Raw genomic sequence first — 24660 nt, forward strand, 5'->3', positions numbered from 1 at the left:
TCTTTGCTGAACCTTTCGGTCAAGCATCCAGCTGGGCCAAACGATCAGCCAGCCTCGATGATGAATGGGACGACACGCAACGGTTTCAAGTCCGTGTCTTCGTCGGTGATTTCCACGCAGCCAACAAAGCGAAGCTTGACGCCCGGTTTGGCAATCTTGCGAAGTCCGGGCAACACGTTGGTTTCAATGCGTCCATTGATCTGTGACGATACCGAGTTGAAATCTTGTGAATTGGCGAATCCATTCACGTCTAGTAAACCCGTTCCATCACGGACCGCATTGCCGAAAATGTTGCCCGTTTCCAACACCAGCGGAATCTGTGTCTGGTCTTCTTGCAGCGACAAACCGATCGAATTCTTGTCGACCGAAACAACGTTGCCCGTACCGGCGATGAAATAGTAATAGGTGCTACCCAGTCCCACGCTGTGACCATGCGTCTTGCGAGCCGAGTGGTGATCTTGTTGGATGATCGACACCAATTCCAACGCGTCCACGGCACCGTCCGATCCAGGAATCAAACGTGTTGTCCAAAATTCATCGACAAACGCAACCGGATCGAAGGTGGCGGCGGCCGACGACTGCTGCGGTGCGTCGCCGCGCGGGAATGGAACCACGTGGAACAGCGGCATCCAAGACAGCAAACCAGCGGTTCCCGCCGCGATGCCGACACCCCACGCCCAACGACGTCGCGACCCTGTCACTCGGAATTCTCCCGGCCATAGTCGCTGTACTTGCTGGCGTTGCCCTGATGGACCAGTTCGACTGCGACAGGAATTTTTTGAGGAAGTGTGCGGTCGCCATTCAAATATTTGTCCGCGGATTCCGCAGCGGCGCGAGCCATGACTTTGGGGAACTGCATCCCCGTGGCAACGATCTTTCCTTCGGCGATCAGCTTGACCGCATCGTCCGCCCCATCGAATCCGAACACCTTTACCTGTTTGTCTTTTCCCGCGGCCAGTAGGGCTTGATAAGCTCCCATCGCCATCGCGTCGTTGCCACAGAAGACAGCGTTGATGGTCGGGTTACCCTGCAACATCGCCTCCATCACCTCCAAAGCCTTCGCGCGATCAAAATCACCGCTCTGTTGAGCGACCATTTCCAGTTCGGGGTAACGATCGACAACACTGTGAAATCCCTTGGATCGGTTCCAGGTGTTGTTGTCGCCAACCAGTCCAAGCAGTTCGACGTATTTTCCGGATTCGCCCACCTCCTTCACGAAATGTCGCCCCAACGCGACGCAGCCAGAGTAATTATCCGAAAGGATTTGCGAGACCGCGGCATCGGTGGCGTTGATTTCTCGGTCCATGCAAAACACCGGAACGTCGGCCTCTTTGGCGCGGCGGACGTTCGCGACCGAACCATCAGCGTCGGTGGGGTTGAACAGGATGGCAGAGTATCCCGACGCGATCACGTTATCGAAGTGCGATGTTTCTTTGGCCGGATCGTTCTCGGAATCAAACACGACCGTTTCGTAACCCAGTTCGATCGAACGCTGCTTGGCGGATTCGGCCAACACGACAAACCAGGGATTGTTCAGCGTCGAAATGATGACCGCGACTCGTGGCTTTGCATCCGACGTCTCTGTGCTGTTGTTGCAACCGACCACCGTGATGACCAAGGTCAGCAACAGCGTCACGGGCAGTGAATAGTAGATCGATCTCATTCGCGTCGTCTCCGTGTACCGTTGCGAAAGCCGTCACGACTTTCGGATTGCAAAGGAACTGAAACTCGGTTCGAGTTCTGTGTTCCAAATCAATGAATCATGGTCGTCTAGAATACCACGCCCGATTTCAGCAGGACGTTGGCGTAAGGGGTGCATTCACCAGTTCGCACAATCGCTTCGCTTTGGCATGTCAGTCGCTTGAATTCATCATGCGAAACCTCGGTCACGCGAGGTGACATCTGATGCGATTTCAGTATCTGGATCATCTCTTGAAACAGTGTGTCATTCTTTTCGTGGATTTCGCTGGCCACCACGATTTCTTCTACCATCATCTCGCTAAGCATCGCATCCAGCGTTCGCAAGAAAGATGGATACCCGGATTCAATCGCAAGATCGATGCGTTTCACACCCGCGGGGATTGGCAGACCGGCATCGCACAGCGTGATCGATGCGGTATGCCCAATCCGACTGATTTCGTAGCTCAATTCGCTGTTCAATAAACGATTGCGTTTCATCGGTCAGTCGCATGCGATTTTTTGGGGGCAACGGCAGGTGTCGTGATCTCAATTAGCGTGCGGAACGACTTCGATCTTCACACACTCGTCAAACTTGGTGACCGTTCCGAACTCTTTGACCAATTGGTCTAGCCCCATGCGGTGCGTGATCAGCGATGCGAAGTCGTAGCGACCGGACTGTTGGTTCAGGACTTTCAGCACAGGCCGCCAATTGGTCCCACAGTGGAACACCGAATGAATGTGCAGGTTTTTCGAACTGATATGCTTCATCACGTCCAATGCGACCGGTTTGCCAAGATCAACCCAGTTGCCGACCTCGATGACCGTACCGCCTTTGCGCACCATCCGCAGGGCTTCGACGAACGCCTCGGGTTCACCTGCCGATTCGATCACCAAGTCGGGGCCGACTCCTTCGGTCAGATCCTTTATCTGTTCGATCCGCTGTTCCGTTGGCACCCGCGAAGCGTTGATCGTGACGTCGGCATACAGGTCTTTCGCTTTGGAAAGTCGCAGGTCTGACAGGTCCGTTGCGATGCTCAGCCCGCCACCGTGAATGCGAGTCATGATGCCGTGCAAAATCCCCAGCGGGCCATTGCCCAGCACGGCAACCGACATCCCCGGACCGAATCCTTCGTTCACTGGCGCAAACGGTGCGCAGGCGCGTCCGACCGAGTGAAATGCGACCGCCATTTCCTCGACGAACACCGCCACGTCGGTCGGCATCTCTTCAGGGATCTTGAACAGATGGGTCCCCGGGACGATGTGCATGTACTCCGAAAAACCACCGCGTAGAAACGGCGCGGTGTCGGCGTTGGGATGCAGTCCATAGGCCATCACCTGATGATCACAGGTTGTGTTGTTGTATTGATTGCGACAATAAAAACACTCTCCGCAATTCACTTCGACGGCTATCGCTACTCGGTCGCCGGGCTGCAAAAGTTGGCCGTCATAGTCCATCGTTCGTGCAGCGGTGTCACCGATCTCGACGATCGTTCCAATCACCTCGTGACCACCGACATAGGGAAAGATCGACTTGCCCCGCAACATCGGGGCTTCACCCTTGTAGATGTGACGGTCGGTGCCGCAGATGCCCGTCATTTCCACCTTCAAAATCGCGGTGTCGTGACTCATCGTCGGGTACGGATACGTCCGCATCTCGGTCTGGCCAGGCGCTGTCATCGCCACGGCCCGGACGGTTTGTGGCTTCGTCTCGGACACCGAAAGCTGTTGTTTGTCGTGGGACAATGTTGATGACGCGTCGGCCATGCTTCGTGCCTCTGTCAGGAAAGGGGGCAAGCAAATCGCTCGCTGGGTGTTCAGTCAGTTTTTGAATCTTAGCCTAAGGATTTGCGAAGTTCTTCCTGTTTGGGGCCGTTAACTAACGGTATCCTAATGCTTATGAGCCAGATCCAAACTTCGCCACCGGAATTCTCTGCTTACGGTTTTACCTGCGAACAGTGGGAACCGGCCCGCATGCAACGCCCGGACCGCCACAACGAAATTGAACTGAACCTGTTGATGGCGGGCTCGCTGACCTATTTGCTGGGCGGCCGTCGAACGACGATCGAAGCGGGAAAGCTGGCGATTTTCTGGGGCGCGATTCCTCATCAGATCGTGGAGTTCGACGGAAACGCACCGTACTTTGTCGTGACGGTGCCGCTGATCGAATTCCTGAGGATGGGGCTGGACCAAAGCGTGGTGAACCCCATTCTGCTGGGGACAGTGTTGACCGATTCCAAAGGCAACGATCTGGACGATTCCAGGTTCCGGCAATGGGAACGGGAACTACGTGGTCAGGATCTGGCGTGCAAACGGGCGACTCGTTTAGAGGTCCAAGCACGATTGCTTCGTTTCGCCAGCGGCACCTCCAACGCGCCCGATCACCATTCGATCCAACTGCTATCGAACGCCGACCAGTTGGCTTGTTACATCGCGCGGAACTACCAAGAACCGTTGACGTCGAAGTCGATCGCCGAATCGATCGGTGTTCACCCGAACTATGCAATGAATCTGTTTCGCCAAACGTTCGGCACGACGATGACGACCTTCATCACCCAGCACCGAATCTCGCACGCCCAACGCCTACTGGTCACGACCAGCGAAGCGATTCTTGACATCGCGTTGGAATCAGGTTTCCAGAGTCTCAGCCGTTTCAACGAAGCCTTCAAAGCAACCTGTGGCTGCTCGCCGCGCGACTATCGGAAGTCGCACAAAGCCAAGCCGGCCTGAATCGGTCACGGCCGCCATGACAGCGTTGCGAAGTTGTCATTCAATTCAGCGGAAGCCAGACGGTCATCTCGCCGCGCTGTCGATTGGCCCAGGCGTAATAGGGAACGAACGTTGCCGGCACGGTGGTTACGGGTTTGGGTGAGTACTGGCGATACAGCGTGCCTTTCCAATCACCTTCGGGCCGCGACGATAGGTTGCCTTCTAGGACCGTGACGCCCTGAAGCAGGTCGGCGTCGAATCGCGGTCGCAACACTACATCGGCTGGCACGCGGATGTCGGCCATCGACGTTCCATGGGGCAGATCGCTGGACTCTAGGCAATACACCATGGGGCCGCGTTTGACGGCGACGTGATTGCGAGTCTCTTCGACCATCGGATGCGTTTCGATCAACATCACAGGCATCGGGATTCGTAGGTCAATCGACATCCCCTGACGCAGACTCTGATCAATGGTCGCATAGGAACCTGGAACGGCAGCTTTACCCGTTGGTACCCCGTCGACATGGATCGTTGCTGAATTTGCCCAACCCGGGATTCGCAGCTTTAGTCCAGCCGAATCTGAATCGCACTGCATCACTGTCAAGCGAACTTTCCCGTCCCAGGGATAATTCGATTCTTGCTTCAAACGGACACGGCTGCCATCTTCCAGCGTGGTGTCCAGCGTGTTGCTGCCGTACAGATTGACCCAAACCGTGTTCGTTGACTGACCATAGGCATAGCCGTTGGTTGCCGCGATGGTCCGAGCCACATTGGGTGGGCAGCAAAATGCCGTCATGAATGGGACGCGTGAACGCGACCAACGAAGATCGACGGGGCCGCCATCGTAGTGCCGCAGCGGGTTGGTGTAGAAGAACTCGGTGCCGTCCAGGCTGACGCCCGAAAGAACGGAGTTGTAAAGCGTTTGTTCCAGCACATCGATGTATTTCGATTCGCCACTGGCAAGGAACATCCGCCAGTTCCACAGACAGTTTCCGATGTTTGCACAGGTTTCGTTGTGAGCGGTGATGTTGGGCAGTTGGTAATTGCGTCCAAACGCTTGGTGGATTCGCGTGATGGATTTTTGGTTGCGAGATCCATCGGGGGATGCACCATCAAAAAGAGCACCGCACCCGCCGGTCAGGTACATCTTCTTTTCAACCACGTTCTGCCAGATCGGTGTCAGAGCTGACCACAAGTTCGCATCACCGGTTTCAGCGTACAAATCGGCAATCCCGGCGTACAAGTAAGTCGCCCGAACCGCATGCCCCACCGCTTCGTTCTGATCGGTAAACGGAATGCGATCTTGATTGTCGTCGCCACCATCGACCACCAGATCTCGCATCTGGATCAGCCGCTTTGCGAGTTCCAGATACCGCGGTTCTTTGGTCGTTCGATACAGATCGATGATGCCCATGTAGTGCGATGGGCAAATGGCGTGTCGAGCGTTCTCTGGCGTCGGATTTCGAAACGCTTCGTCCAGGAAGTCCGCAGCCTTTCGAGCGATCGCCAGCAGATCATCCTTGCCGGTGACCTCGTGATGCAGACAGGCCGTCGTCATCAGATGCCCCATGTTGTACATCTCGAAATTGAAACGATCGCCGAACGGGATGGCGTTGAAGTCTCCGTTGCGAGCCGCCACTAGGACAGGGGTATGGAGATAGCCGTCGGCGCGCTGTGCCTTGCCGATGACCGCAATGATTTCATCCAATTGCTTGTCCCGGGCTGGATCGGGGTCGACAGCCTGAATCGCACATGCCGCTTCGATCCATTTATAGAAGTCGCCATCATTGAACTGTGCACCGTGGTACTGACCTTCGGCGAGCCCGGCGGCGATACGAAAGTGTTCTAGGTACGGCTTGTATTTGGTGCCCTTCATGATTTCCCACATGGCGGGAACCAGCTTGTCGCGGCAGGTCGAATATCGTTGTTGCCAGAATCCGTCCGTCCAATGCACACCGGACAAAGGAACGCGCGCGACCACCGAATTCGGCCGGGGTTTGTTGGTCTGTACGGTCGCATCTGGTACCACGGCGGCCATGCAGCGATCCATCCGATCGGCAAAGTCGCGAAGGAAATCTTGACGCCATCGATTGACGGTTTTGGCTCCTGGATGAACGCTCTCGGCCATCGCCGGATCGGGATCGTCAATCCACCAATGGGGGTGCACTTTCGATACAGATCGGGTGCGGGATGGCGGCGGTGCGATCGCGGTGACTTTCCCTGACTTGCCGTCAAGTTCCTTGCAATCGCTTTCAACCACATAGGACCAAACCTTGGCGTCGCGTGGTGCGAATCGGAACCGCAATGTATCGCCTTCGATCGCAGCGGCGGCGGTGGGTCTGCCCCGATTGAAGACCATTTGGGCAGTGTGGTTGGACGTGAATCCATCCGGACGAGGCAGTCGGAATTCTGTCACGCCAAAAACTTCGACGGTATCGGACGCGGTGGTCAGTCGATCGAAAATCGTTTTTCGTCCATCCCAAATCGGAACGTACTTTCCGCCCCAACCGGGTTTCGTTGGATCGTCGGAAACGCCGTTTAGCAAACGCGCAACCGAAGGCGTGTCGCCCATTTTGATGTCGGCTTTGGCGTCGACGAAGACTTTGCCAAGGTGGCCGTGCCCTGCGATGTGCTTGGCCACAAAGCCCTTGTTTCTCCATTCGCCTTGCTGCTTGCCACCGACGAACCATCCGCGATAGGTCGCGTTGGCTTCGATGATCCAAAGTTTGGGATGGTTTTGTTCGACGTAGTTGTACGCGTCGACACACCATTTTTTGTTCGGTCCACCGATAAAGTAGACTCGCAACTTTGGCAAGATGTCAGGCGCATCGTGCAGTGCTTGCGCCAGATCCTCGATGCCGCCCCAAACCAGCACGTGCAGCGGTCGCGGATCATCCGCTCGGGCTCGCTGGACGATCCACTGCGAACCTTCGGTTGGTTGTCCCACCCCTGACGCGTCGGGCGTGTCGATCGCGCCTTGTTTGCATATCCCACGCAGCGTATCCGGTGTGGGGTAGGTGCCGTCGTGTGAGTGAAGCTGCGGAAAGTCTTTGGCATATGCGTCAATGACGTTCAGGATATCCCGCTTGCGTCCGGGCCCGTACGGTGACGAAACTAAGCCTTCGATGTCGATGCAGTCGGCATAGACCAGCAGATGCACCATCGACTGGACATCGTCTGGATCCGTGCCACCGATATCGGAAGACACCAGCACTCGGTGCCGCACTCCGGTCAGTGCACCGTCGTCGGCCCTGGCTGTCAGTGCGATCGAAATCAGGAGGCAGGTTAACGCGGCGGAGGAGACAATACGACGTGCCAGCGGTCCAGGGATGATTCGTTTCATGGTCTTGGAGTCGTTCTTGGAAAAGAGGCGGTGGACGCCAGCACTGGAATGCAAGAAACCATAGTATCGATTCCCGCTGCCCCACACGTCTTCCTGGATTGGGACGCGAAGTAGCCGTATTCACAGATGCATCGATCGTGCCCGAAGCTCCATGGGGGCCCGACCGCGAAGGAAGCGGTGTCCGAGCATTCGGGGCTGACGGAATGCGGGCTGCTGATTTCGTTAACCGTTTAGTCGCTAGCCTCGGTTTCGTTGTTCAGGAACTTCGTCATCCCGGAACTGGGGCTCGCGCCCAAACCGCTAACATTCGAATTTCTGAACTGAATGTCCCCCCTCACCCCCGACCCCTCTCCCCCACGTTGGACACGAGAAGAATTCGTGTCCAACGCGGGGGAGAGGGGAGGCAGTACTCGTGTACTTTCCCCCTCACCCCCGGCGCCTCTGCCCCATGTCGGACACGAGAAGAATTCGTGTCCAACGCGGGGGAGAGGGGAGGCAGTACTCGTGTACTTTCCCCCTCACCCCCGACCCCTCTCCCCCACGTTGGACACGAGAAGAATTCGTGTCCAACGCGGGGGAGAGGGGAGGCAGTGCTCGTACTGGTGCACTCTCCGCCCCCACCTCAACCTGTCGCGTCAGCGACAAGCCGGCAGTCCGCCGTTGCTTCGCGGACTGGCCAGATCGCCCAGCGGTCTCGCTTCCTTGCATCGATTGATTTCTGGTGCATTTGCCTCTGTTACCGCCAGTCTTTAAGAAACTGGCGATTGCGCCGATAGCGGCCGACCTCCGGTCTGTTCTAGAATCGAGAGCAGCTGATCCGCCGCCTCTTTCCACGTCCAGAGACGTGACCGATTTGGCAACCAATCCAAGCTCCGACGACCCGACATCCCGAAAGACTGTCCTGATGAAATCAAAATTAGCGTCCCCTTTGCTCGTACTGGCCCTGACTATGGTTGGGTGCCCAATCGGTCGAGCGGCGGAGGTGACCCCGGCCGAAGTGACCTCCATTGCGAAAGAGGCCTACATTTATGGCTACCCGTTGGTGGACAGCTATCGCATCCAGTACGCCTACTTCGTCGATCAAGACAGCCCGTCGTTCAAGGCTCCTTGGAACCAGCTGACCAATATTCCGAACGTCTACACGCCAGCGGACACCGCGATCCAGACGCCGAACTCGGACACTCCGTATTCATGGGCAGGTTTGGACCTCAGGGCCGAGCCGATCGTGATCTCTGTGCCCAAAATTGAAAAGGATCGCTACTACAGCATTCAGTTCATCGACGCGTACACGTTCAACTTCGCCTACGCCGGCAGCCGCACCACCGGCAATGGCGCCGGATCGATTCTTGTCGCAGGGCCAAACTGGAACGGGGAAAAGCCTGATGGGATCGAGGAAGTGATTCGCTCGGAAACCGATTTCATTCTGGCGGCCTTTCGTACACAGTTGTTCGATCCAGCCGATATCGACAACGTCAAGAAAATTCAGTCGCAGTACAAAGTTCAGCCGCTGTCGACGTTTCTTGGCACAGCCGCTGCTCCGGCAGCGCCAACGGTTCAGTGGGTCAAACCGCTGACGACCGAACAACAGAAGACATCTCTGGATTTCTTCAATGTCCTGAACTTTGTGCTGGGCTATTGCCCGGTCGATCCTTCGGAAGTGGAACTTCGTCAACGCTTTGCCAAGATCGGCATCGAGGGCGGCAAAGCTTTCGACCCCGCCAAGCTGACACCTGAAATGAAGGCTGCATTCGAACAGGGGCGGTCCGAAGCGTGGAAGGCTTATGCTCAGGACGCCAAGAAGCTGCAGGAAGGCTTGATCACGTCAGGCGATATTTTCGGCACTCGTCAATTCATGGATGGCAATTACCTGGGACGTTGGTTGGCGACGATCGGCATCTATGGCAACTCGAAACAGGAAGCGATGTACCCGGTGTATCAGGTGGATTCCAGCGGCGATCCGTTGACCGGCGCCGACCGTTACACGTTGACGTTTCAACACGGTCAGTATCCTCCTGTGAAGGCATTCTGGTCGTTGACCATGTACAAGCTGCCGTCCAGCCTGCTGGTATCCAACCCCATCAATCGCTACCTGATCAACTCGCCGATGTTGCCACAGTTGAAAAAGAACGCCGACGGTGGAGTCACGATTTATGTCCAGAATGAATCGCCAGGCAAAGATCTGGAATCGAACTGGCTGCCCGCACCCAACGGACCATTTTCGATGTACATGCGACTGTATTGGCCCGCCCAAGCCGCGTTGGATGGATCGTGGAAAGCACCCAAGTTGGAAAAGGTGAACTAACCGAGTCAACCAATCTGCGGACAGCCATTCCAATCCACACGAATCCTGACAGTAGCACACTGGACACAAGCAATATGAAAACCACTCACCAACGATACGCCCCATGCTTAATCGCGGGCTTCATTACCATGCTGTCGTTGACCGCCTGCGACCAAAAGGGCGACCCGATCACCGAGGCGGCAAGTGCCGACCAACAGGCGGGCATCGACGCATCAAGCAACGCCATGCCGAGCTTCGGCGAAACCAAGGCGATCGCCGAAGAAGGCTTCATCTACGGCCTGCCGCTGGTGATGAACTATGCGGTCATGAACGAGTTTTGCGTGGACAAAGAATCCGGACAGTACAAAGCTCCGTTCAACCAGATACTCAACGAAGCTCGCGTGTTCACCTACAAGGACACCGCGGTGGTCACGGCGAATAGTGATACGCCCTATTCGAGTCTATGGTTGGACCTGCGCGCCGAACCCATGGTGATCTCTGTGCCGGCGGTCGAGAAAGAACGCTATTATTCGGTTCAGTTGGTGGACGGCAATACCTTCGTCTATGGCTACATCGGCACTCGCGCAACGGGCGTCGAACCGGGCGACTATCTAGCGGTGGGACCCGATTGGAATGGGGAGACACCGGCGGGGATCAAGAAGGTGTTTCGATCCAGCACTCCGTTCGGCCTGACCATTTTTCGCACCCAGCTGTTCAGCCCCGACGATATGCCGAACGTGGTGAAGGTGCAGTCGGGCTACAAAGCCCAGCCGCTTTCCGCCTTTCTCGGTCAACCCGCGCCACCGGCCGCCGCGAAGATCGATTTCGTCCCGGCCACGACGAAGGGGATCAAGGACAACTTTTACGAATACCTAGACGCCGCACTGCAGTTCGTGCCGGAGACGCCGGAGAACAAGTCCGTCCGGGCAAAGCTTGCCACCATCGGCATCGGACCTGGGAAAACCTTCGACTTCAAAGACCTTTCACTGGAACACAAAGCAGAAGTGCTGTTGGGCATGAAGGCCGGTTCCGACAAGGTGGACGCCTTTGTTGCCAGCGGTGGCAAGGACCAGAACGGATGGCAAGTCGGTGGACTCGCGGGCGGAGACGAAGCGTTCTTTGGCGGCAATACTCTGAAGCTTGCAGCGACCGCAAAGGCGGGGATCTACGCCAACGTGCCGGCCGAAGCCATGTATCCCGCGACCCGCAAAGATATCCATGGCGATGCAATCGAAACCAGCAAACACAACTACACGCTGACCTTCCCCGCCGGACAACTCCCGCCGGTAAACTCGTTCTGGTCAGTCACGATGTACGATGGCAAAAGCCAGTTGCTGATCCAGAATCCGATCGATCGTTACTTGATCAACGCACCGATGCTTCCCGACATGAAAAAGAATGCTGACGGATCGCTGACGCTGTACATTCAGAAGGACAGCCCGGGGGCGGAGAAAGAGAGCAATTGGCTCCCGGCGCCCAACGGCACTGCTTACCTGGTGATGCGTCTCTATTGGCCCGAGACCAAGGCACCGTCCATCCTGCCGCCTGGTGAAGGCACTTGGTCGCCGCCGGGGATTGTGAAAGCGAACTAATCGGGCCGCACGTTGGATTGCTGCCGATCTGTTCGAACACGCAGGCAAGTCGCTGCTGGACGATTCCAGTCAAGCTGCCATTCGGAATGCGGCGTCGCAAACTCGCCGCAAAGTACAGTGATGCTTCAGTGCTTGCCGCCACCGTCCGATCGGGAAGTTCCAACCGTCTAGACGATCTGTCACGATCGAACTGATCTCGGTTACTGTGAATTCACTCGATCCATTCGCTGTTTCCAGTCTTCCAAGTATTCCCGCCGCCACTGGTTGACCGTTTTGGCACCGGCCCGATTGCCGGTGGATAGTTTGCGATCGGGGTTGTCGGTCCAGTAGTGCGTGCCGTGGTCGGTCGCTATGAACGCGCCACCCCAATGCGGCGCTGTGGGGGCGTCTGGGTTGCCGCGCAGTAAGTACAGGAATGACGGGGTATCGCCCATCTTGATGTCGCGTTTTTTCTGGACGAACAGATCCCCTAGTGATCCGTGTCCCTGGATGTTCTGTTCGACGAAACTTTCGTTTCCCCACTCGCCTTGCTGCTGACCGCCCATGTACATCCCGCGAAACGTGGTGTCGTTCTCGATCCACCACAAATCCGAATGCTGATGGAATAGGTAGTCCCGTGCAGCGGTGTCCAGTTTGGTGTTCCATGATCCAATCGAATAGACACGAACTTTGCTTTTGATCGACGGGTCATCGTGGACTGCCTGTGCCACATCCGTGATGCTTCCCCAAACCAAAATCCACAACGGACGTTCGTCGTCGGCGTGAGCCTGCTGGACAATCCATCGTGACCCGTCGGTTGGTTCGCCCCAACCTTCTTGCGGCGCCTTGTCGACGGCCCCTTGCTTTGTGATGCCACGCAGTGCATCCGGACTGGGGTAATCTTTCGAATGACGTTTCAGCTGTGAGTGGTCGCTGGCGTAGGCATCAATCACTTCCAAAATGTGCTTTGATCGCCCAGCGTGTGGCGGTGATGAAATCAAGCCTTCCAAGTCGATCACGTCGGCGTAAAGAAACAGGTGGACCAGCGATTGAAAGTCGTCCGGATCGGATCCGCCCACATCCGATGAAACGATCACACGCGGTCTGTCGCCGTCTAACGCGCCGCCCGGAGGTGACGCCGAAACCACTCCTCGGTCACCCATCGCGATCACGTATAGGAAAGCAAGCAGGATGGTTTGAGTGATTGGTTTCATGTGGTTGCTTTCGTAAATGGTGGACAGGTTGGATTGCGGAAGGGTCACGCTGGCTACGGTCACGCAATGCGTGGCGATGGAAATGAAAGCGGCGAACCGAGGTTCGTGTTTCGACGGCCTGGAAAGGCCGTGCTACGGGAATCACAATGTAGGATGGCCTTTCTAGGCCGTCGGTGACTTTTTTTCACACCAAGACGGCCTAGAAAGGCCATCCTACGACTGTCACAATGTAGGACGGCCTTTCTAGGCCGTCGACTCATTCATGCACTAAGCTGACGGCCTGGAAAGGCCGTCCTACTTGGAGAGGATCGATGACGAATGGCACCTTCAACCTTGAATCGCCTGCCGGGTTTCGGGGGTTACAGCCGGACATCCCGGTCACGATGTATCAGCGCCACTTGCCTCACTGGCGACAGAAAGGTGCTACTTATTTCGTCACCTTTCGACTTGCCGATGCCCTGCCCCAATCCAAACAACTGGAACTCAAGCGTTGGCGTGCCGAATGGGAACGCCAGAATCCGGAGCCTCGCACAGAGCAGCAGTGGGATGACTTTGCACGTCAGCAAGCGATCGATGTAGAGCGGTGGTTGGATGAAGGGTTCGGTGAATGCGTTTTTGCATCCGCCGAGATCGCAGATGTTTTGTCAGGTGCCATGTTGCACTTTCAGGACCAACGCTGCGTCACCTACGCGTCCGTTGTGATGCCCAACCATTGCCATGTTGTTGTAAAACCTCGAGGTGAATGGGATCTGGAACAGATACTGGACAGTTGGAAGGGCTTCGTCGGACATGCGGTGAACCGGCTGCTTGGACGTGCCGGGCGGCTGTGGCAAGAAGAAAGCTATGATCGCATCGTTCGGGATGAAGAGCACCTGTATCGCGTGATCCAGTACATCGGCAACAATCCGCGAAAAGCAGGCCTGCCGAAAGATGCTTGGTTCCGCTGGATTCATCCGGACTGGGAAGAAGCTGGTTGGGGATTTCGAGATCCGCAGTGAACCACATTTCCGACCCACAAAGTAGGACGGCCTTTCCAGGCCGTTGTTGAGTTTTGTCTAGTTCAAGACGGCCTGGAAAGGCCATCCTACGTTATCCAACTGCTAATCGACGTCTTGCCGCGCAGAGGGTCACTCGTCCGGTCCGTCGTGAATCGGAAGAGGGATCGGTACGTGTTTCCTGAACTTCTGTGAGCCGATGCGATGGTGTTTTTTAGACTGATCCCATGTTGGGGCCAGTCCTGCTTATTGGCTGCCCAGCCGTAGGGAACGAGCAACAACTCTGGTCTCTGTCGCTTCATGCGATCGACGACGGACGCGTCAAAGGTGTCTGCACAGATGACCAATCCGATTCGACCATACTTCGTCTCGACGGTTTTGACATCGCTTCCGGGTGTGTAGGGAGGAGACATCAGATGGTCTAACGTGTTGATCTTGCGATGCTTGAGCGCCTGGTTTCCCTTGTCGTCGATCAGCACGGCAGAGTCGTGCAGGTGATCGCCTTCTTTTTCGGCCAATCCAATCGATAGATAAACGCCGTATCGCTTTGCGAGAGCTGCAAGAGCGTCGAAGTCTTTGCCAGGGATCGGTTGTGCTCGTTCGTGGGCTTCAGGATTCACCCATCCGTAGATCGCTGTTTCCGGAAAGCAGACGATCTGAGCCCCTTGTTCGGCAGCCTCGGCGAGCGCATTTTCGATCCGTACAAGGTTTCCGTCTCGATCGCTATCGATGCAGGAAATTTGTGCGATCGCGACCTTCACAACCACCGTCTCGCCCAGGCAGGTTCCCGTCGTGATCATGGACAGCAGGCAAACCGTGATCCATCCCCAATGGTTCATCATCGTCTTCCGTCGAGTAAACATCGTCAGCTTCGATCTCGAAAAAAAGGGTTGCGGTGCGATTGATTGGGCAACAGGGAACGATTCAATCAATCCAGATCATTCAGTTCCAAGTGCCAACGTCCTGTCAATGAACGACTTGCCGGACTCATTCTGAACGGCAAGTCGGTGGTGGATCCCATCCGTCGCGATGGTTGGCAGTCACTTTCGGCTGGAGCGGAAAATTCGTCGCCTGATCAAAGCGTGTAGTATTCTTCCCAACCTTTTCTGGGCGGATGCCCCTTTAGCAGTTGGTTGGCTCGTTCGTTGTTAGTGATCTGCTTCTTCTCGGTGTCGAAACTGAGCGTTCCGCCGAGTCGCTGTGCGATGCAGCCGAGCATGAAGACCTGTGTCAGAGGGCCTGAGACGGCGAACTTCGAGTTGCACTCTTCCTTGCCCATCGCAGCTCGGAGAAAGTTCTGCATGTGATTCTGGTGGGTGTCGCCGGCGGGGATTTCCGGCAACTTTTGCTTCGGATCGATCTTCGACAGAATGCCCAGCTGCGCGCTGTGAGTGGCGCCCATGAACGTCAAGTCGTCGCTATAGATCACCTTGCCGCACGCTGGTACCGAGTTCTTTCCGCCAAGTTCTTTCGGCTGCGGAGGCTTGTTGTCGACACCATCGTACCAGTTGATCGACATCGCCGGCATGTCGGGGCCGCGCTCGGCAAATTCGAACGCGATGGTCGTCGCCATTGGGTAGATGAAATCGTTCTGGCCTTCGAGCTTGTCGGCTCTGATTTCATAAGGCAGTCCCAGTTCTAGAAAGCGATGAATGGTGTCCAGCGTGTGCGGTCCCCAGTCGCCGAAGGCGCCGTTGCCGTAGTCATACCAACCTCGCCAATTGCCGCCGTCAAGACGTTTGCTGTAGTCGTGCATCGGCGCCGTTGCCGTCCAGACATCCCAGTTCATTTCGGCGGGCATCGGTTCCGCAGCGGGAAAGCCGGTGACGTTTCCCCAAGGGTGCCAACGTCGTGGTTTGTTCATGCACGCATCGACCCGACGCACGTTCTTGATGATCCCCTGATCAACCCAGGTCTTGAATTGCATTCGTTGGGATGATGAGTGTCCTTGGTTCCCCATCTGGCAGATCGCGTTGTGTTTCTTCTCTGCGGCGATCAGCAGTTCGCATTCTTCGAAGGTATGCGCCAGTGGTTTTTCGACATAAACAGCGACGTTTTCTGCGATTGCACGCATCGTGATCGGAAAGTGGGTGTGATCGGGCGTGCCTGCGGTACAGGCGTCGATCTTGTCGCCCATTTCATCGAACATCTTTCGGAAATCGTCATAAACCTTGGCCCCGGGATGTCGCTTCTTGAAACCCGCCGTGCGTGTCGGATTGACATCGCAAAGGGCGACGACATTCACCATCCCTGACTTGATGGCCTCGTTGCCGATGCTTCCACCGCGGCCGCTACAACCGATGATCGCCAGGTTCACTTTGTCGCTGGACTCTGCCGCGTTGGCGGTAGGAATGCTGCGGGTGCTGATCGCCGCCGATGCGACGGCGGCAGTCTTTAAAAATGATCGACGGTTGGATTGGTTCATCGTGTTGCTCATTGCGTGATCTTCCATTCTTGGGGTGGCGACGTTTCGAAAAAAATCGCCAGGTGTGAGGTCTGCTGTCGATTGATTTAAGGCAGATCATGCTAACCCATCGACCAGCCCAATGGAAAACGTGCCTGTGGACTGGCCCCGAAGGGCCGGTTTTTTCGCTTGGAAGTGCGCAATCGAGCGTTATTTGCCAGCTGAACATCAATAGCGATGTCAGTTTGTCGATGTCAGTTTGTCGATGTTCGGTGGAACCTAGGAAAGGATCTGTTGGATCACTTCGCCGGCAACGTCGGTCAATCGGTAGCTGCGGCCGTTGTGGAAGTACGTCAGTCGCTCGTGGTCGAGTCCCAGCAGTTGAAGGATGGTGGCGTGAAGATCATTCACGCTGACCGGGTTCTCGACAGCCTCGTAGCCGATCTCGTCGGTTTCCCCGTGACTGACACCTCCCTTGATCCCCGCGCCGGCCATCCACTGCAGGAACCCTTTTGGATTGTGGTCGCGTCCCTTTCCGTTTTGCGAGATCGGCATGCGGCCAAACTCACCACCCCAAATTACGAGTGTCGAGTCGAGCAATCCGCGGGCCTCTAGATCGGACAACAGACCGGCCACGGGTGCGTCGGTGGCGGCACAATGATGCGTGTGGTTTTCTTCGAGGTCGTCGTGGGCGTCCCATTCCCCGTCGCTGTAGACCTGCACAAATCGAACACCACTTTCGACTAATCGTCTTGCCATCAAGCACTTCGACCCAAACGACTTGGACGCCGGGTTGTCGATCCCGTAAAGGCTTTGCATGGCCTTCGTCTCTTGCGAAAGATCCACCACTTCGGTGGCCTCTTTCTGCATCCGAAACGCAAGTTCGAACGATTGCATGCGGTTTGCGAACTCGGCATCACGCGTGTAACTGCGCATGTGTTCGTCGTTCAACTTTGCCATCAAGTCAAGCTGTGCACGTTGGTCTTGCTTGGTAATCTTCGGTTGCCGGTTCAGATTCAGGACCGGGGCGCCCTGAGATCGGAAAAGGGTTCCTTGGAATGTCGAGGGCAGGAAACCGGCGCCCCAATTGTGCGGACCGCCTTTGGCGCCTTGGGTGTTGCCCATCACGACGTAGCCTGGCAGATTCTGGTTTTCGCTGCCCAAGCCATATGTCGCCCAAGCGCCCGCGGTAGGAAATCCAGGTCGCGGCAGTCCACTGTTGATTTGGTAGATCGCAGGGACGTGGTCGTTCGATTCGCTGTAGCACGATTTGATGAACGCCATCTTGTCGACGTGCTTGGCAACGTGGGTGTACTTGTCGCAAACCCACTGTCCGCATTCACCGTATTGTTTGAAAGAAAACGGTGACTTCATCAACGGTCCAGGGTTGCCAAAGAAGGCCTGGATGTCAGTGGTGTCACCGTCTCGTTTGTCGAGTTCTGTTTTGCGGTCGAACATGTCGACAGCACTGGGGGCACCTTCCATGAACAACCAAATGACCGACTTTGCTTTGGCCGGAAAGTGGCTTGGACGCGGAAGCAGTGACGTCACTGGGGCGGATGGGCTTTCCGATGCCGGTGCACCCAACAGATTCTGGTCTGCCATCAGGCCCGCCAGGCCAATCATCCCTGCTCCCGCACCGGATCGGCAGAGACACTCGCGGCGACTAAGCATGTTGGCGACGCGACCGCAGGGAAACGATTGTGATTTTCTAGTCATATCAGCTCACTCAATCGATGTAGATGAATTCATTGAGTCCGAACAGCGACTGACAAAAGTCAGTCAGTGCTTCGATGGGTGGATCTTGTTCTGATCGTGCGGTTCGTGCTTTCGTTTGTGCCTCGATGAATTGGATCGAGGTTGCGATTTCACGTTCTGTGGGCCGCCGCGCGAAAGAGATTTCAAAAGCTTGTTCGATGATCGGCCGAAGATCGGATTTTGCCGAGATCGATTCACCTGGTTGCGTTTTCACCAGCCGATTTGCAAAGTCGCCTGCAACGGTGCGGACAAAGCGATCGTTCAGGATCACCATGGCTTGGGGGGCCACCGTCGTGTTTTGCCGGCGATCACAAGTGGTCATCAAGTCCGGGCGATCGAAAGCCTGGAACATTGGATATGGAATCAGACGCTTGTGGAACATGTAGACGCTGCGTCGCCGGGTGGTCGCGTCGTCCTTTGCGTCTTTGGGATAGCCTTCGCCCTGGATGTTTCTAGCCAGGTTGGCCTCGGGAGAAATGTAGGGCTTGAATCCGGGACCACCGGCTTGAAGATTCAGCGTATCGCTGACTGCCAACATCGCATCTCGCATCGCTTCGGCCTCGAGACGCTGTGGGATCATTCGCCACAGCAAATCGTTGGCGGGATCGATTTCGGGGCCCCGTTGGTCGGCGGCATCCTGCGTGCTGGCCTGCTGCCAAACGGCGCTGGTCAGAATGTTCCGGTGCAGCGATTTGATTTTCCAGCCGCTGTTGATGAAATCGTTTGTCAGGTATTCAAGCAGTTGAGGATGAGAGGGGGTGTCGCCGTTGACGCCAAAGTCGCTTGTCGTGCGCACCAATCCTTTGCCGAAGTGATGATGCCAAACTCGGTTGACGATCACACGAGCCAGCAGGGCTCCACCGCCTTGCTTGGTGTCGGTGATCCAATCGGCCAGGGCGCGACGCTGAAGCGTGCTTCTCGCCTCGCCGATTTCGCCATACGCCTCCTTGGCCTTCTGCCAATAGTCGTCGGCCGCTGGGCCGGACGACAGCATCGCCGGAAACCCGATGCCCACTTCGATCTCCCGATCGTAGAAATCGCTTCGGCGAAACAACCAAGTGGTCTGACGCTTGGCGTCAAAGTCTTGGAAGAAGAAGCCGTCTTTCCCGCTGGGCAGTTTGGCCGATACGCGGTCGCCGCTGTGAAAGACGCCCATCAATTGGTAGTACTCTTTCGCCGAAAACGCGTCGTATTTGTGATCGTGACAGCGAGCGCAAGCGACGGTGATCCCTAACAGTCCGGACCCCAGCGTCGAGATCACGTCGTCCATCTCGTTGTAGCGATTTGCCAGACGCTCGCTTTCTAGGAACGAATCGGGCAACTTGAAGGCAGGCCCCGAGGTCAGGAATCCAGTGGCCGAAACCGCCACGTCATCGTTCGGTTCGAATTCGTCCCCGGCAATTTGCCAACGCACAAACTTGTCGTACGGCATGTCGTCGTTGAACGCCTGGATCACGAAATCGCGATAGTGATACGCGTGCGGACGGTCCATGTCGGCTTCTTGTCCGTCGCTGTCGGCGTACCTGGCTACGTCCAGCCAATGTCTCCCCCAACGCTCGCCATGGCGGGGCGAATCCAACAATTGGTCCACTAGATTCTGCACCGCCTTGTCAGGATCTTTTGAATGCGAGCGGATAAATCGAATCGTTTGTTCTGTCGTAGGCGGCAACCCAGTCAGATCAAAATACAATCGCCGTACCAGCTTTCTCGCATCGGCAGGTTGCGATGGTCGAAGCCCCGCGCCATCGAGTCGCCGTAGCACAAATCGGTCGATCGGCCCCTTTGACCAATTGTCATCGGGCCGCAGCTCAGGTGCTTTCGTCTGTTCGAGTCGTTGAAATGCCCAGTGGATTTTGGCACGATCTAGTTTGGGATCCACGACGTTTGCGTCATCGGGCCAATGCGCGCCTTGGTCGATCCAGGCACGAAGCAGGCCGATCTGCTGTTCGGTCAGTGGCTTGTTTCCATCCGGCGGCATCATGCGGTCTTCGTCGCCCCCGGATACCAGTTCGATCAGCAGGCTATCGTCGCTGACGCCTGGCACGATCGCAGCTTCACTGTCTCCGCCCAGGATGGTTTTGGCCTGGATGCCCAGGTTCAGGCCGCCCTCTTCCGTAGTCCCCGCGTGACACTCATAACAGTTCTCTCGCAAGATCGGTTGAATCTGCCGTACGAAGTCCACCGGATTCGAACCTGTTGTCGGTGGTTGTGCGGCGGCACTGTTTTCAGCAGTGACGCCCGTGTCCTGCGCAAAGGCGATGCCGTTAAGCAATCCAAGGCCGATTGCCATCACCGCGATGCGGCGATCAAACGAAAGAATCAAAGGAAGGACCTTCATGCGTATTCGCTGAGAGGTGGGGAGGAACCAAGGCGGGAGCCAGCGAACCGCATGGGGTTCCGTGGTGAATGTCGCCTTTCCAACATAGGTGAACTGAGCCGCACAGCAATTCGCAAATGCGCAAATCAATTGCGATTTTTGCACTCCGTCAACTTAAGTCGGCCGGTTGCGTCGTCGGTATTCGCTAGGCGTGGTGCCAAAATGCTGGCCAAAGGCTTGGGACAACGACGCACCCGTCGCGAAGCCTGCTTCGGCTGCGATCGACGCGATCGGTTTGTCGGAATCGATCAGCAGTTGGCCAACATGGGCCATGCGAATTCGGCGAATTTCTTCGGCCGGGCTGCGATTGAGCTCCGCTCGAAAACGCTGCTCCAACCTTCTGCGAGAGATCGGAAACGTCTGCAGCAAGTCGGATACCGTCATGCCAAAAGGCGCCCGCTGGCGAATGTACCGCAATACTTCGGCGATTTCGTCGTCTGACATTGCGAGGACATCGGTGGAAAGCCGGCCCCGAACCTGAAGCGGTGGGATCAGAGTCGCGTGCTTCGCCGTGGCACCACCATTCATCATTCGCTGCAACATCTGTGCTGCGGTTTCACCGATCCGATGACTTGCCAGTTCGATCGCCGAAATCTGTGGTGAAGCTACATTGCACAGCAGATCATCATCGTCTCCGGACAGCACAGCCACTTCGCCGGGGATACGAATCGATTCTAGCGAACAGATCTCGACAAGTTGTCGTGCCGGGTAAGGATCGGCGGCAAAGATTCCCAATGGTCTCGGCAGAGTCGCCAGCCAACGACGCACGTTGGAATAGTTCGTCAACCAACCTGCGGCGTCGTCGCCGGTCGATTCGTACATCGCACATTCGTATCCGCCTGTCGCTACCGCGTCTGCGAAAGCGGTGGATCGCAGGTCCGAGTAACGGCCGATCGGGGGCGCATAGCACGCAAAGTGGGTGAGCCCACGATCGCGAAGGTGGTCAAAAGCCATTTTGCCGCGTGCAGCATCGTCGGTCGCGACGCGCGCCAACCAATCATATTTGGGAACCATGATGCCGACATCAACGACCGGTAGATTCAGGTTCTTCACATGACGGACCGAAGATGTGGTTCGCAGGGAAGCGATGATGCCGTCGCCGTTCCAAACCTTCGGTAACCGCAAGCGGCCCTGTGAGTCGCGCGGCGCGATTAGATTTGTCCAACCGCTTGAACGGCCGAACCTACAAACGGCTTCGACGACTTTTCGACCCCAGGAATCGTCGGTCTCGACAAGAATGCCCACATGTTGTGGTCGTTGGGTGGTCGTCACGGAGCATGATCCTATCAGAGGTGGTCAATGCGCAATAACGTAACAAAAGTGCGCAGCTGCGCAGGCACGCGGTGGTGAACTTAGGTAAAGTTCCCTGCAAGTCAGCTGCTGAAAATCTTGCTGATCCACATCGTGCCATTGGTCGATCGACCGAGTCCGAAGTCGTTCAAATTGTTATCGTGAATGTCTGGCTGGTTCACAAGCCAAACGGTTCTATCCATTGACGGCGCCCGGTTTCGATCCATGAAATCGGAACCGCCGCCAAGCATTGCTATTGGGAAGAGGGGGGGCTGCCGATGACGACTGCCGCACAGATCGCTGTGATTGGATTGGGGGCGATGGGCTATGGGATGGCATCGTCCTGTTTGCGAGCCGGGCATCCCGTGTGGGGCACCGATCTTGCGCCCGAACCGGTCGAGCGGTTTCGTGCTAGCGGTGGCCAATCGGGGAAAGTCACGGACATCGCAGACACGCTGGATATCGTGGTTGTTTCGGTCCTGAACGCCGACCAGACAGCGGCGGTTTTGTTCGGGCCGGATGGGGTGGCGCCGTTGATGAAAAAAGGGGCCGTGGTTGTGGCTTGCGCAACCGTATCGCCCGATTTCGCTCGTGCGATGGCTCGCCAATGCAGTGATCACGGATTGCACTACCTGGACGCGCCGATCTCTGGTGGCGCTGCAAAAGCCGCCAACGGTCAACTTTCGATCATGGCGGCCGGCTCGGATGCAGCCTTTGATGCGGCGGCTCCCGCCCTTGATGCGATGGCCGAAACGGTGTTCCGGCTAGGGGATGTTGGTGCAGGGTCGGCGATGAAGGCGATCAACCAACTGTTGGCGGGAGTCCACATTGCTGCGATGGCCGAAGCGATCACCTTTGGCATGACCCAGGGGGTGTCGCCGGAAAAGTTTCTGGAAGTGATCCCGCAATGCGCCGGAACCAGTTGGATGTTGGAAAACCGAGCACCCCATATCGTCGCCGGCGACTATACCCCGCTAAGCCAGATCAATATCTGGCCCAAGGACCTGGGCATTGTTCTGGACATCGCACGCGATGCCAAATTTGCCGCTCCGCTGACCGCTGCGGCATTGCAACAGTTTCTGGCTGCCGCCGGCATGGGAATGGGCGGGATGGATGATGCGGCCGTTGCCAAGGTCTACGCTCGAAGTGCTGGGCTAACCTTGCCGGGGGAAATGTGATGCTGTTGGGTTGGATCGACGATGATTGGACCGACCGTTCCGATCTGGGCAACACCGTGATTGACGCCTTGGCAAAGTGTGACATGCCAGCGGATCGTTGCCGCCACTTTCCCCACGTTGTGGCTGCACAATCGGTTCAGGTCGTTGTCAAAGCCTTTGATCAAGAGTGGATGGCATGACCCGATTTTCCGCCAATCTTGGATTCTTGTGGACCGATCGACCTTTGCCCGACGCGATCCGCGCCGCCAAGGCAGCCGGTTTCGACGCAGTGGAATGTCACTGGCCTTATGACACCCCCGCAAGCGAGGTGAAGAGGGCGTTGGTGGAAACCGGTCTTCCCATGTTGGGATTGAACACCGTTCGCGGCGATGTTGGTGCGGGCCAGATGGGGCTCAGTGCCCTGCCCGGCCGTCGCGATGACGCGGTGTCCGCCATCGAACAGGCGGTGTCCTACGCGGACGAAACGGGGACAAAGGCGGTGCATGTCATGGCCGGCATATCCGAGGGTGCCGAAGCCGAGGCGATCTTCATCGAGAACCTTTCCGTCGCCTGCGATCTGGCGATGCGCCGTAGATTGACCATTTTGATCGAACCGTTGAACGCCTTCGATGCACCAGGATACTTTCTTCGATGCACCCAGCAGGCGAAGTCTCTGATCGAGCATGTTAACGCGCCGAACCTGAAACTGATGTTCGATTGTTATCACGTCGGTCGCACCGAAGTCGATGTGCCCACAACGCTGAACAAAATGATGCCGGTGATCGGACATGTTCAATTTGCCGCCGTCCCCGATCGCGGCCCCCCCGATCACGGTGACGTTGATTACCGACCGATATTTTCCCAGATCGCGGGTCTTGGTTGGGACCAACCCTTGGGCGCCGAATACAAGCCCGGCGGTGACACCGATGCGTCGCTTGGTTGGATGGTCAAGTTTCGCTGATCGATTGCACGCTTTGTTGTGCATAGGTTTGCAGGCGATCCTTGAAGGCCTCGACCAATCGGCTTTGAAACCGATAAGGATTCCAGATCACGGCGATCTTTCGAGTCGGCTTCTTTCCACTCAGCGACCGGTAAACACGTCGGTTGCTGTCATCAAGGATTCTTGCCATCGCTGGGATCATGGACACACCGTGCGACAGGGATACCAGTTCTTGAACCATGGTCAGCTGACTGGTCCGTTCGACCGCCACGGGTTGAAACGATCGTTGGCGACAGAAGGTAACGATGTTGTCCGAAAGGCAGTGGGCTTCGCCAAGCAGCACAAATGGCAGCGGCTCGATGTCGCTTAACCGAATCTTGGACTTCTGGACCAATGGGTGATCCGGGGGAAGCACCAGTAGTAATTCTTCCTCGAACAGTTCGGCGACTCCCAGATACTTCGTCGAAACCGGCAAGGCTAGAATCGCTAGATCAATTTCATTTTGCGTACAACTCTTGATCAGTGCGTCGGTCGTGTTTTCTTGCACGATCAAGTGAGCCTTGGGAAACTCGGACGAAAACTGCTGCAGCAGGTTGGGCAGAAAGTAGGGAGCGATTGTCGGGATCGCTCCCACCCGCACGCGACCACTTTGGCCATCGTCGGTGATCTCGGCTTTGGTGTCTTCGATGATCGTCAACACCTGCTGAGCCCGCGACTGCAGCAGGACTCCGGCTTCGGTCAGCGAGACCGATCGGGCCTTGCGTTGAAAGACTGGCTGGCCGAGCTCTTCTTCCAGCTTCTGAATCGAACGGCTCAGTGCCGGTTGCGAGATGGCTAAGTCCTCCGCTGCCCGCGTGAAGTTGGCTCGTCCGGCAACCCGCAGGAAATAACGCAACTGATCGAATTCCATGGCAAGTGCTTTCGCGTGTGGGTCTATACCTTGA

The 24660-nt window shown here is 56.5% G+C and carries 19 protein-coding genes; 7 read left to right on the plus strand and 12 right to left on the minus strand.

Annotation, left to right across the window (positions count from 1 at the left end; translation table 11 throughout):
- Positions 1-44: 44 nt before the first annotated feature.
- The 4 genes from K227x_RS09700 to K227x_RS09715 form a co-directional block, all read right to left on the minus strand.
- Complete coding sequence (locus K227x_RS09700; RefSeq protein ID WP_246146704.1) at positions 45-701, minus strand: DUF2291 family protein; 657 nt, start codon at positions 699-701, stop codon at positions 45-47.
- On the minus strand, positions 698-1663 hold the full coding sequence (locus tag K227x_RS09705) for a D-ribose ABC transporter substrate-binding protein (protein ID WP_145169319.1): 966 nt from the start codon (positions 1661-1663) through the stop codon (positions 698-700). The genes K227x_RS09700 and K227x_RS09705 overlap by 4 nt, the downstream gene beginning before the upstream one ends.
- Before the next feature lie 107 nt (positions 1664-1770).
- A complete protein-coding gene (rbsD, locus tag K227x_RS09710) occupies positions 1771-2178 on the minus strand; it encodes a D-ribose pyranase (protein WP_145169320.1) in 408 nt (135 codons plus the stop codon).
- 48 nt (positions 2179-2226) lie between these two features.
- Positions 2227-3444, minus strand: coding sequence for a zinc-dependent alcohol dehydrogenase (locus K227x_RS09715; protein WP_145169321.1), 1218 nt, complete (start codon positions 3442-3444; stop codon positions 2227-2229).
- Positions 3445-3576: 132 nt separating this feature from the next.
- Between K227x_RS09715 and K227x_RS09720 the strand changes: the two genes are divergently transcribed.
- Positions 3577-4407 (plus strand): helix-turn-helix domain-containing protein, encoded by an 831-nt coding sequence (locus K227x_RS09720; protein WP_145169322.1) that lies wholly within the window; start codon positions 3577-3579, stop codon positions 4405-4407.
- Between the two features lie 40 nt (positions 4408-4447).
- On the opposite strand, the gene K227x_RS31115 is transcribed toward K227x_RS09720, so the two are convergent.
- Positions 4448-7729, minus strand: a complete 3282-nt coding sequence (locus K227x_RS31115) for a beta-L-arabinofuranosidase domain-containing protein (RefSeq protein ID WP_145169323.1) — start codon at positions 7727-7729, stop codon at positions 4448-4450.
- 904 nt (positions 7730-8633) lie between these two features.
- On the opposite strand from K227x_RS31115, the gene K227x_RS09730 reads away from it, so the two are divergent.
- Together K227x_RS09730 and K227x_RS09735 are read left to right on the plus strand one after the other, a co-directional pair.
- Entirely contained in the window at positions 8634-10031 is a 1398-nt protein-coding gene (locus K227x_RS09730) for a DUF1254 domain-containing protein (protein WP_145169324.1), read from the plus strand.
- Positions 10032-10105: 74 nt separating this feature from the next.
- Positions 10106-11602, plus strand: a complete 1497-nt coding sequence (locus K227x_RS09735; RefSeq protein WP_218933890.1) for a DUF1254 domain-containing protein — start codon at positions 10106-10108, stop codon at positions 11600-11602.
- Between the two features lie 200 nt (positions 11603-11802).
- Here the strand turns inward: K227x_RS09735 and K227x_RS09740 are convergent, their stop codons facing one another.
- On the minus strand, positions 11803-12795 hold the full coding sequence (locus K227x_RS09740; RefSeq protein ID WP_246146705.1) for a DUF1593 domain-containing protein: 993 nt from the start codon (positions 12793-12795) through the stop codon (positions 11803-11805).
- A gap of 311 nt (positions 12796-13106) precedes the next feature.
- Here K227x_RS09740 and K227x_RS09745 point away from each other — a divergent pair, with 311 nt between their 5' ends.
- Entirely contained in the window at positions 13107-13793 is a 687-nt protein-coding gene (locus tag K227x_RS09745) for a transposase (protein WP_145169325.1), read from the plus strand.
- An 86-nt stretch (positions 13794-13879) separates the two neighbouring features.
- Here the strand turns inward: K227x_RS09745 and K227x_RS09750 are convergent, their stop codons facing one another.
- The 5 genes from K227x_RS09750 to K227x_RS09770 form a co-directional block, all read right to left on the minus strand.
- Positions 13880-14632, minus strand: a complete 753-nt coding sequence (locus K227x_RS09750) for a carbon-nitrogen hydrolase family protein (RefSeq protein ID WP_246146706.1) — start codon at positions 14630-14632, stop codon at positions 13880-13882.
- A gap of 233 nt (positions 14633-14865) precedes the next feature.
- On the minus strand, positions 14866-16227 hold the full coding sequence (locus tag K227x_RS09755; RefSeq protein ID WP_145169326.1) for a Gfo/Idh/MocA family protein: 1362 nt from the start codon (positions 16225-16227) through the stop codon (positions 14866-14868).
- A 246-nt stretch (positions 16228-16473) separates the two neighbouring features.
- Complete coding sequence (locus tag K227x_RS09760; protein WP_145169327.1) at positions 16474-17913, minus strand: DUF1501 domain-containing protein; 1440 nt, start codon at positions 17911-17913, stop codon at positions 16474-16476.
- A 10-nt stretch (positions 17914-17923) separates the two neighbouring features.
- Positions 17924-20290 carry a PSD1 and planctomycete cytochrome C domain-containing protein gene (locus tag K227x_RS09765; protein WP_246146707.1) on the minus strand — a complete coding sequence of 789 codons (2367 nt, stop codon included), beginning with the start codon at positions 20288-20290 and terminating at the stop codon, positions 17924-17926.
- Between the two features lie 153 nt (positions 20291-20443).
- Positions 20444-21343, minus strand: coding sequence for a substrate-binding domain-containing protein (locus tag K227x_RS09770; protein WP_246146708.1), 900 nt, complete (start codon positions 21341-21343; stop codon positions 20444-20446).
- 554 nt (positions 21344-21897) lie between these two features.
- Here K227x_RS09770 and ltnD point away from each other — a divergent pair.
- Genes ltnD through K227x_RS09785 form a run of 3 tightly spaced genes read left to right on the plus strand, consistent with a single transcriptional unit; the run spans position 21898 to position 23737 of the window.
- Positions 21898-22797 (plus strand): L-threonate dehydrogenase, encoded by a 900-nt coding sequence (gene ltnD, locus K227x_RS09775; RefSeq protein WP_145169329.1) that lies wholly within the window; start codon positions 21898-21900, stop codon positions 22795-22797.
- The gene (locus tag K227x_RS09780) at positions 22797-22976 is read left to right on the plus strand and encodes a hypothetical protein (protein ID WP_145169330.1); all 180 of its coding nucleotides are present in this window, start codon (positions 22797-22799) and stop codon (positions 22974-22976) included. The genes ltnD and K227x_RS09780 overlap by 1 nt, the downstream gene beginning before the upstream one ends.
- Positions 22973-23737 (plus strand): hydroxypyruvate isomerase family protein, encoded by a 765-nt coding sequence (locus tag K227x_RS09785; RefSeq protein ID WP_145169331.1) that lies wholly within the window; start codon positions 22973-22975, stop codon positions 23735-23737. The genes K227x_RS09780 and K227x_RS09785 overlap by 4 nt, the downstream gene beginning before the upstream one ends.
- On the opposite strand, the gene K227x_RS09790 is transcribed toward K227x_RS09785, so the two are convergent.
- Positions 23724-24626, minus strand: a complete 903-nt coding sequence (locus K227x_RS09790) for a LysR family transcriptional regulator (RefSeq protein ID WP_145169332.1) — start codon at positions 24624-24626, stop codon at positions 23724-23726. The genes K227x_RS09785 and K227x_RS09790 overlap by 14 nt on opposite strands.
- Positions 24627-24660: the final 34 nt, after the last annotated feature.

This window comes from Rubripirellula lacrimiformis (genome assembly GCF_007741535.1).
Classification (GTDB): Bacteria; Planctomycetota; Planctomycetia; order Pirellulales; family Pirellulaceae; genus Rubripirellula; species Rubripirellula lacrimiformis.

Bases quoted from the DNA above. Each gene is read 5' to 3' on its own strand.
- K227x_RS09720 (WP_145169322.1), top strand. From the start codon at position 3,577: ATGAGCCAGATCCAAACTTCGCCACCGGAATTCTCTGCTTACGGTTTT.
- K227x_RS09770 (WP_246146708.1), bottom strand. From the start codon at position 21,343: ATGGTTCCCAAATATGATTGGTTGGCGCGCGTCGCGACCGACGATGCT.
- K227x_RS09745 (WP_145169325.1), top strand. From the start codon at position 13,107: ATGACGAATGGCACCTTCAACCTTGAATCGCCTGCCGGGTTTCGGGGG.
- K227x_RS09760 (WP_145169327.1), bottom strand. From the start codon at position 17,913: ATGACTAGAAAATCACAATCGTTTCCCTGCGGTCGCGTCGCCAACATG.
- K227x_RS09740 (WP_246146705.1), bottom strand. From the start codon at position 12,795: ATGAAACCAATCACTCAAACCATCCTGCTTGCTTTCCTATACGTGATC.
- ltnD (WP_145169329.1), top strand. From the start codon at position 21,898: ATGACGACTGCCGCACAGATCGCTGTGATTGGATTGGGGGCGATGGGC.
- K227x_RS09780 (WP_145169330.1), top strand. From the start codon at position 22,797: ATGCTGTTGGGTTGGATCGACGATGATTGGACCGACCGTTCCGATCTG.
- K227x_RS09755 (WP_145169326.1), bottom strand. From the start codon at position 16,227: ATGAGCAACACGATGAACCAATCCAACCGTCGATCATTTTTAAAGACT.
- K227x_RS09715 (WP_145169321.1), bottom strand. From the start codon at position 3,444: ATGGCCGACGCGTCATCAACATTGTCCCACGACAAACAACAGCTTTCG.
- K227x_RS09785 (WP_145169331.1), top strand. From the start codon at position 22,973: ATGACCCGATTTTCCGCCAATCTTGGATTCTTGTGGACCGATCGACCT.
- K227x_RS31115 (WP_145169323.1), bottom strand. From the start codon at position 7,729: ATGAAACGAATCATCCCTGGACCGCTGGCACGTCGTATTGTCTCCTCC.
- K227x_RS09790 (WP_145169332.1), bottom strand. From the start codon at position 24,626: ATGGAATTCGATCAGTTGCGTTATTTCCTGCGGGTTGCCGGACGAGCC.
- K227x_RS09705 (WP_145169319.1), bottom strand. From the start codon at position 1,663: ATGAGATCGATCTACTATTCACTGCCCGTGACGCTGTTGCTGACCTTG.
- rbsD (WP_145169320.1), bottom strand. From the start codon at position 2,178: ATGAAACGCAATCGTTTATTGAACAGCGAATTGAGCTACGAAATCAGT.
- K227x_RS09765 (WP_246146707.1), bottom strand. From the start codon at position 20,290: ATGAAGGTCCTTCCTTTGATTCTTTCGTTTGATCGCCGCATCGCGGTG.
- K227x_RS09750 (WP_246146706.1), bottom strand. From the start codon at position 14,632: ATGATGAACCATTGGGGATGGATCACGGTTTGCCTGCTGTCCATGATC.
- K227x_RS09735 (WP_218933890.1), top strand. From the start codon at position 10,106: ATGAAAACCACTCACCAACGATACGCCCCATGCTTAATCGCGGGCTTC.
- K227x_RS09730 (WP_145169324.1), top strand. From the start codon at position 8,634: ATGAAATCAAAATTAGCGTCCCCTTTGCTCGTACTGGCCCTGACTATG.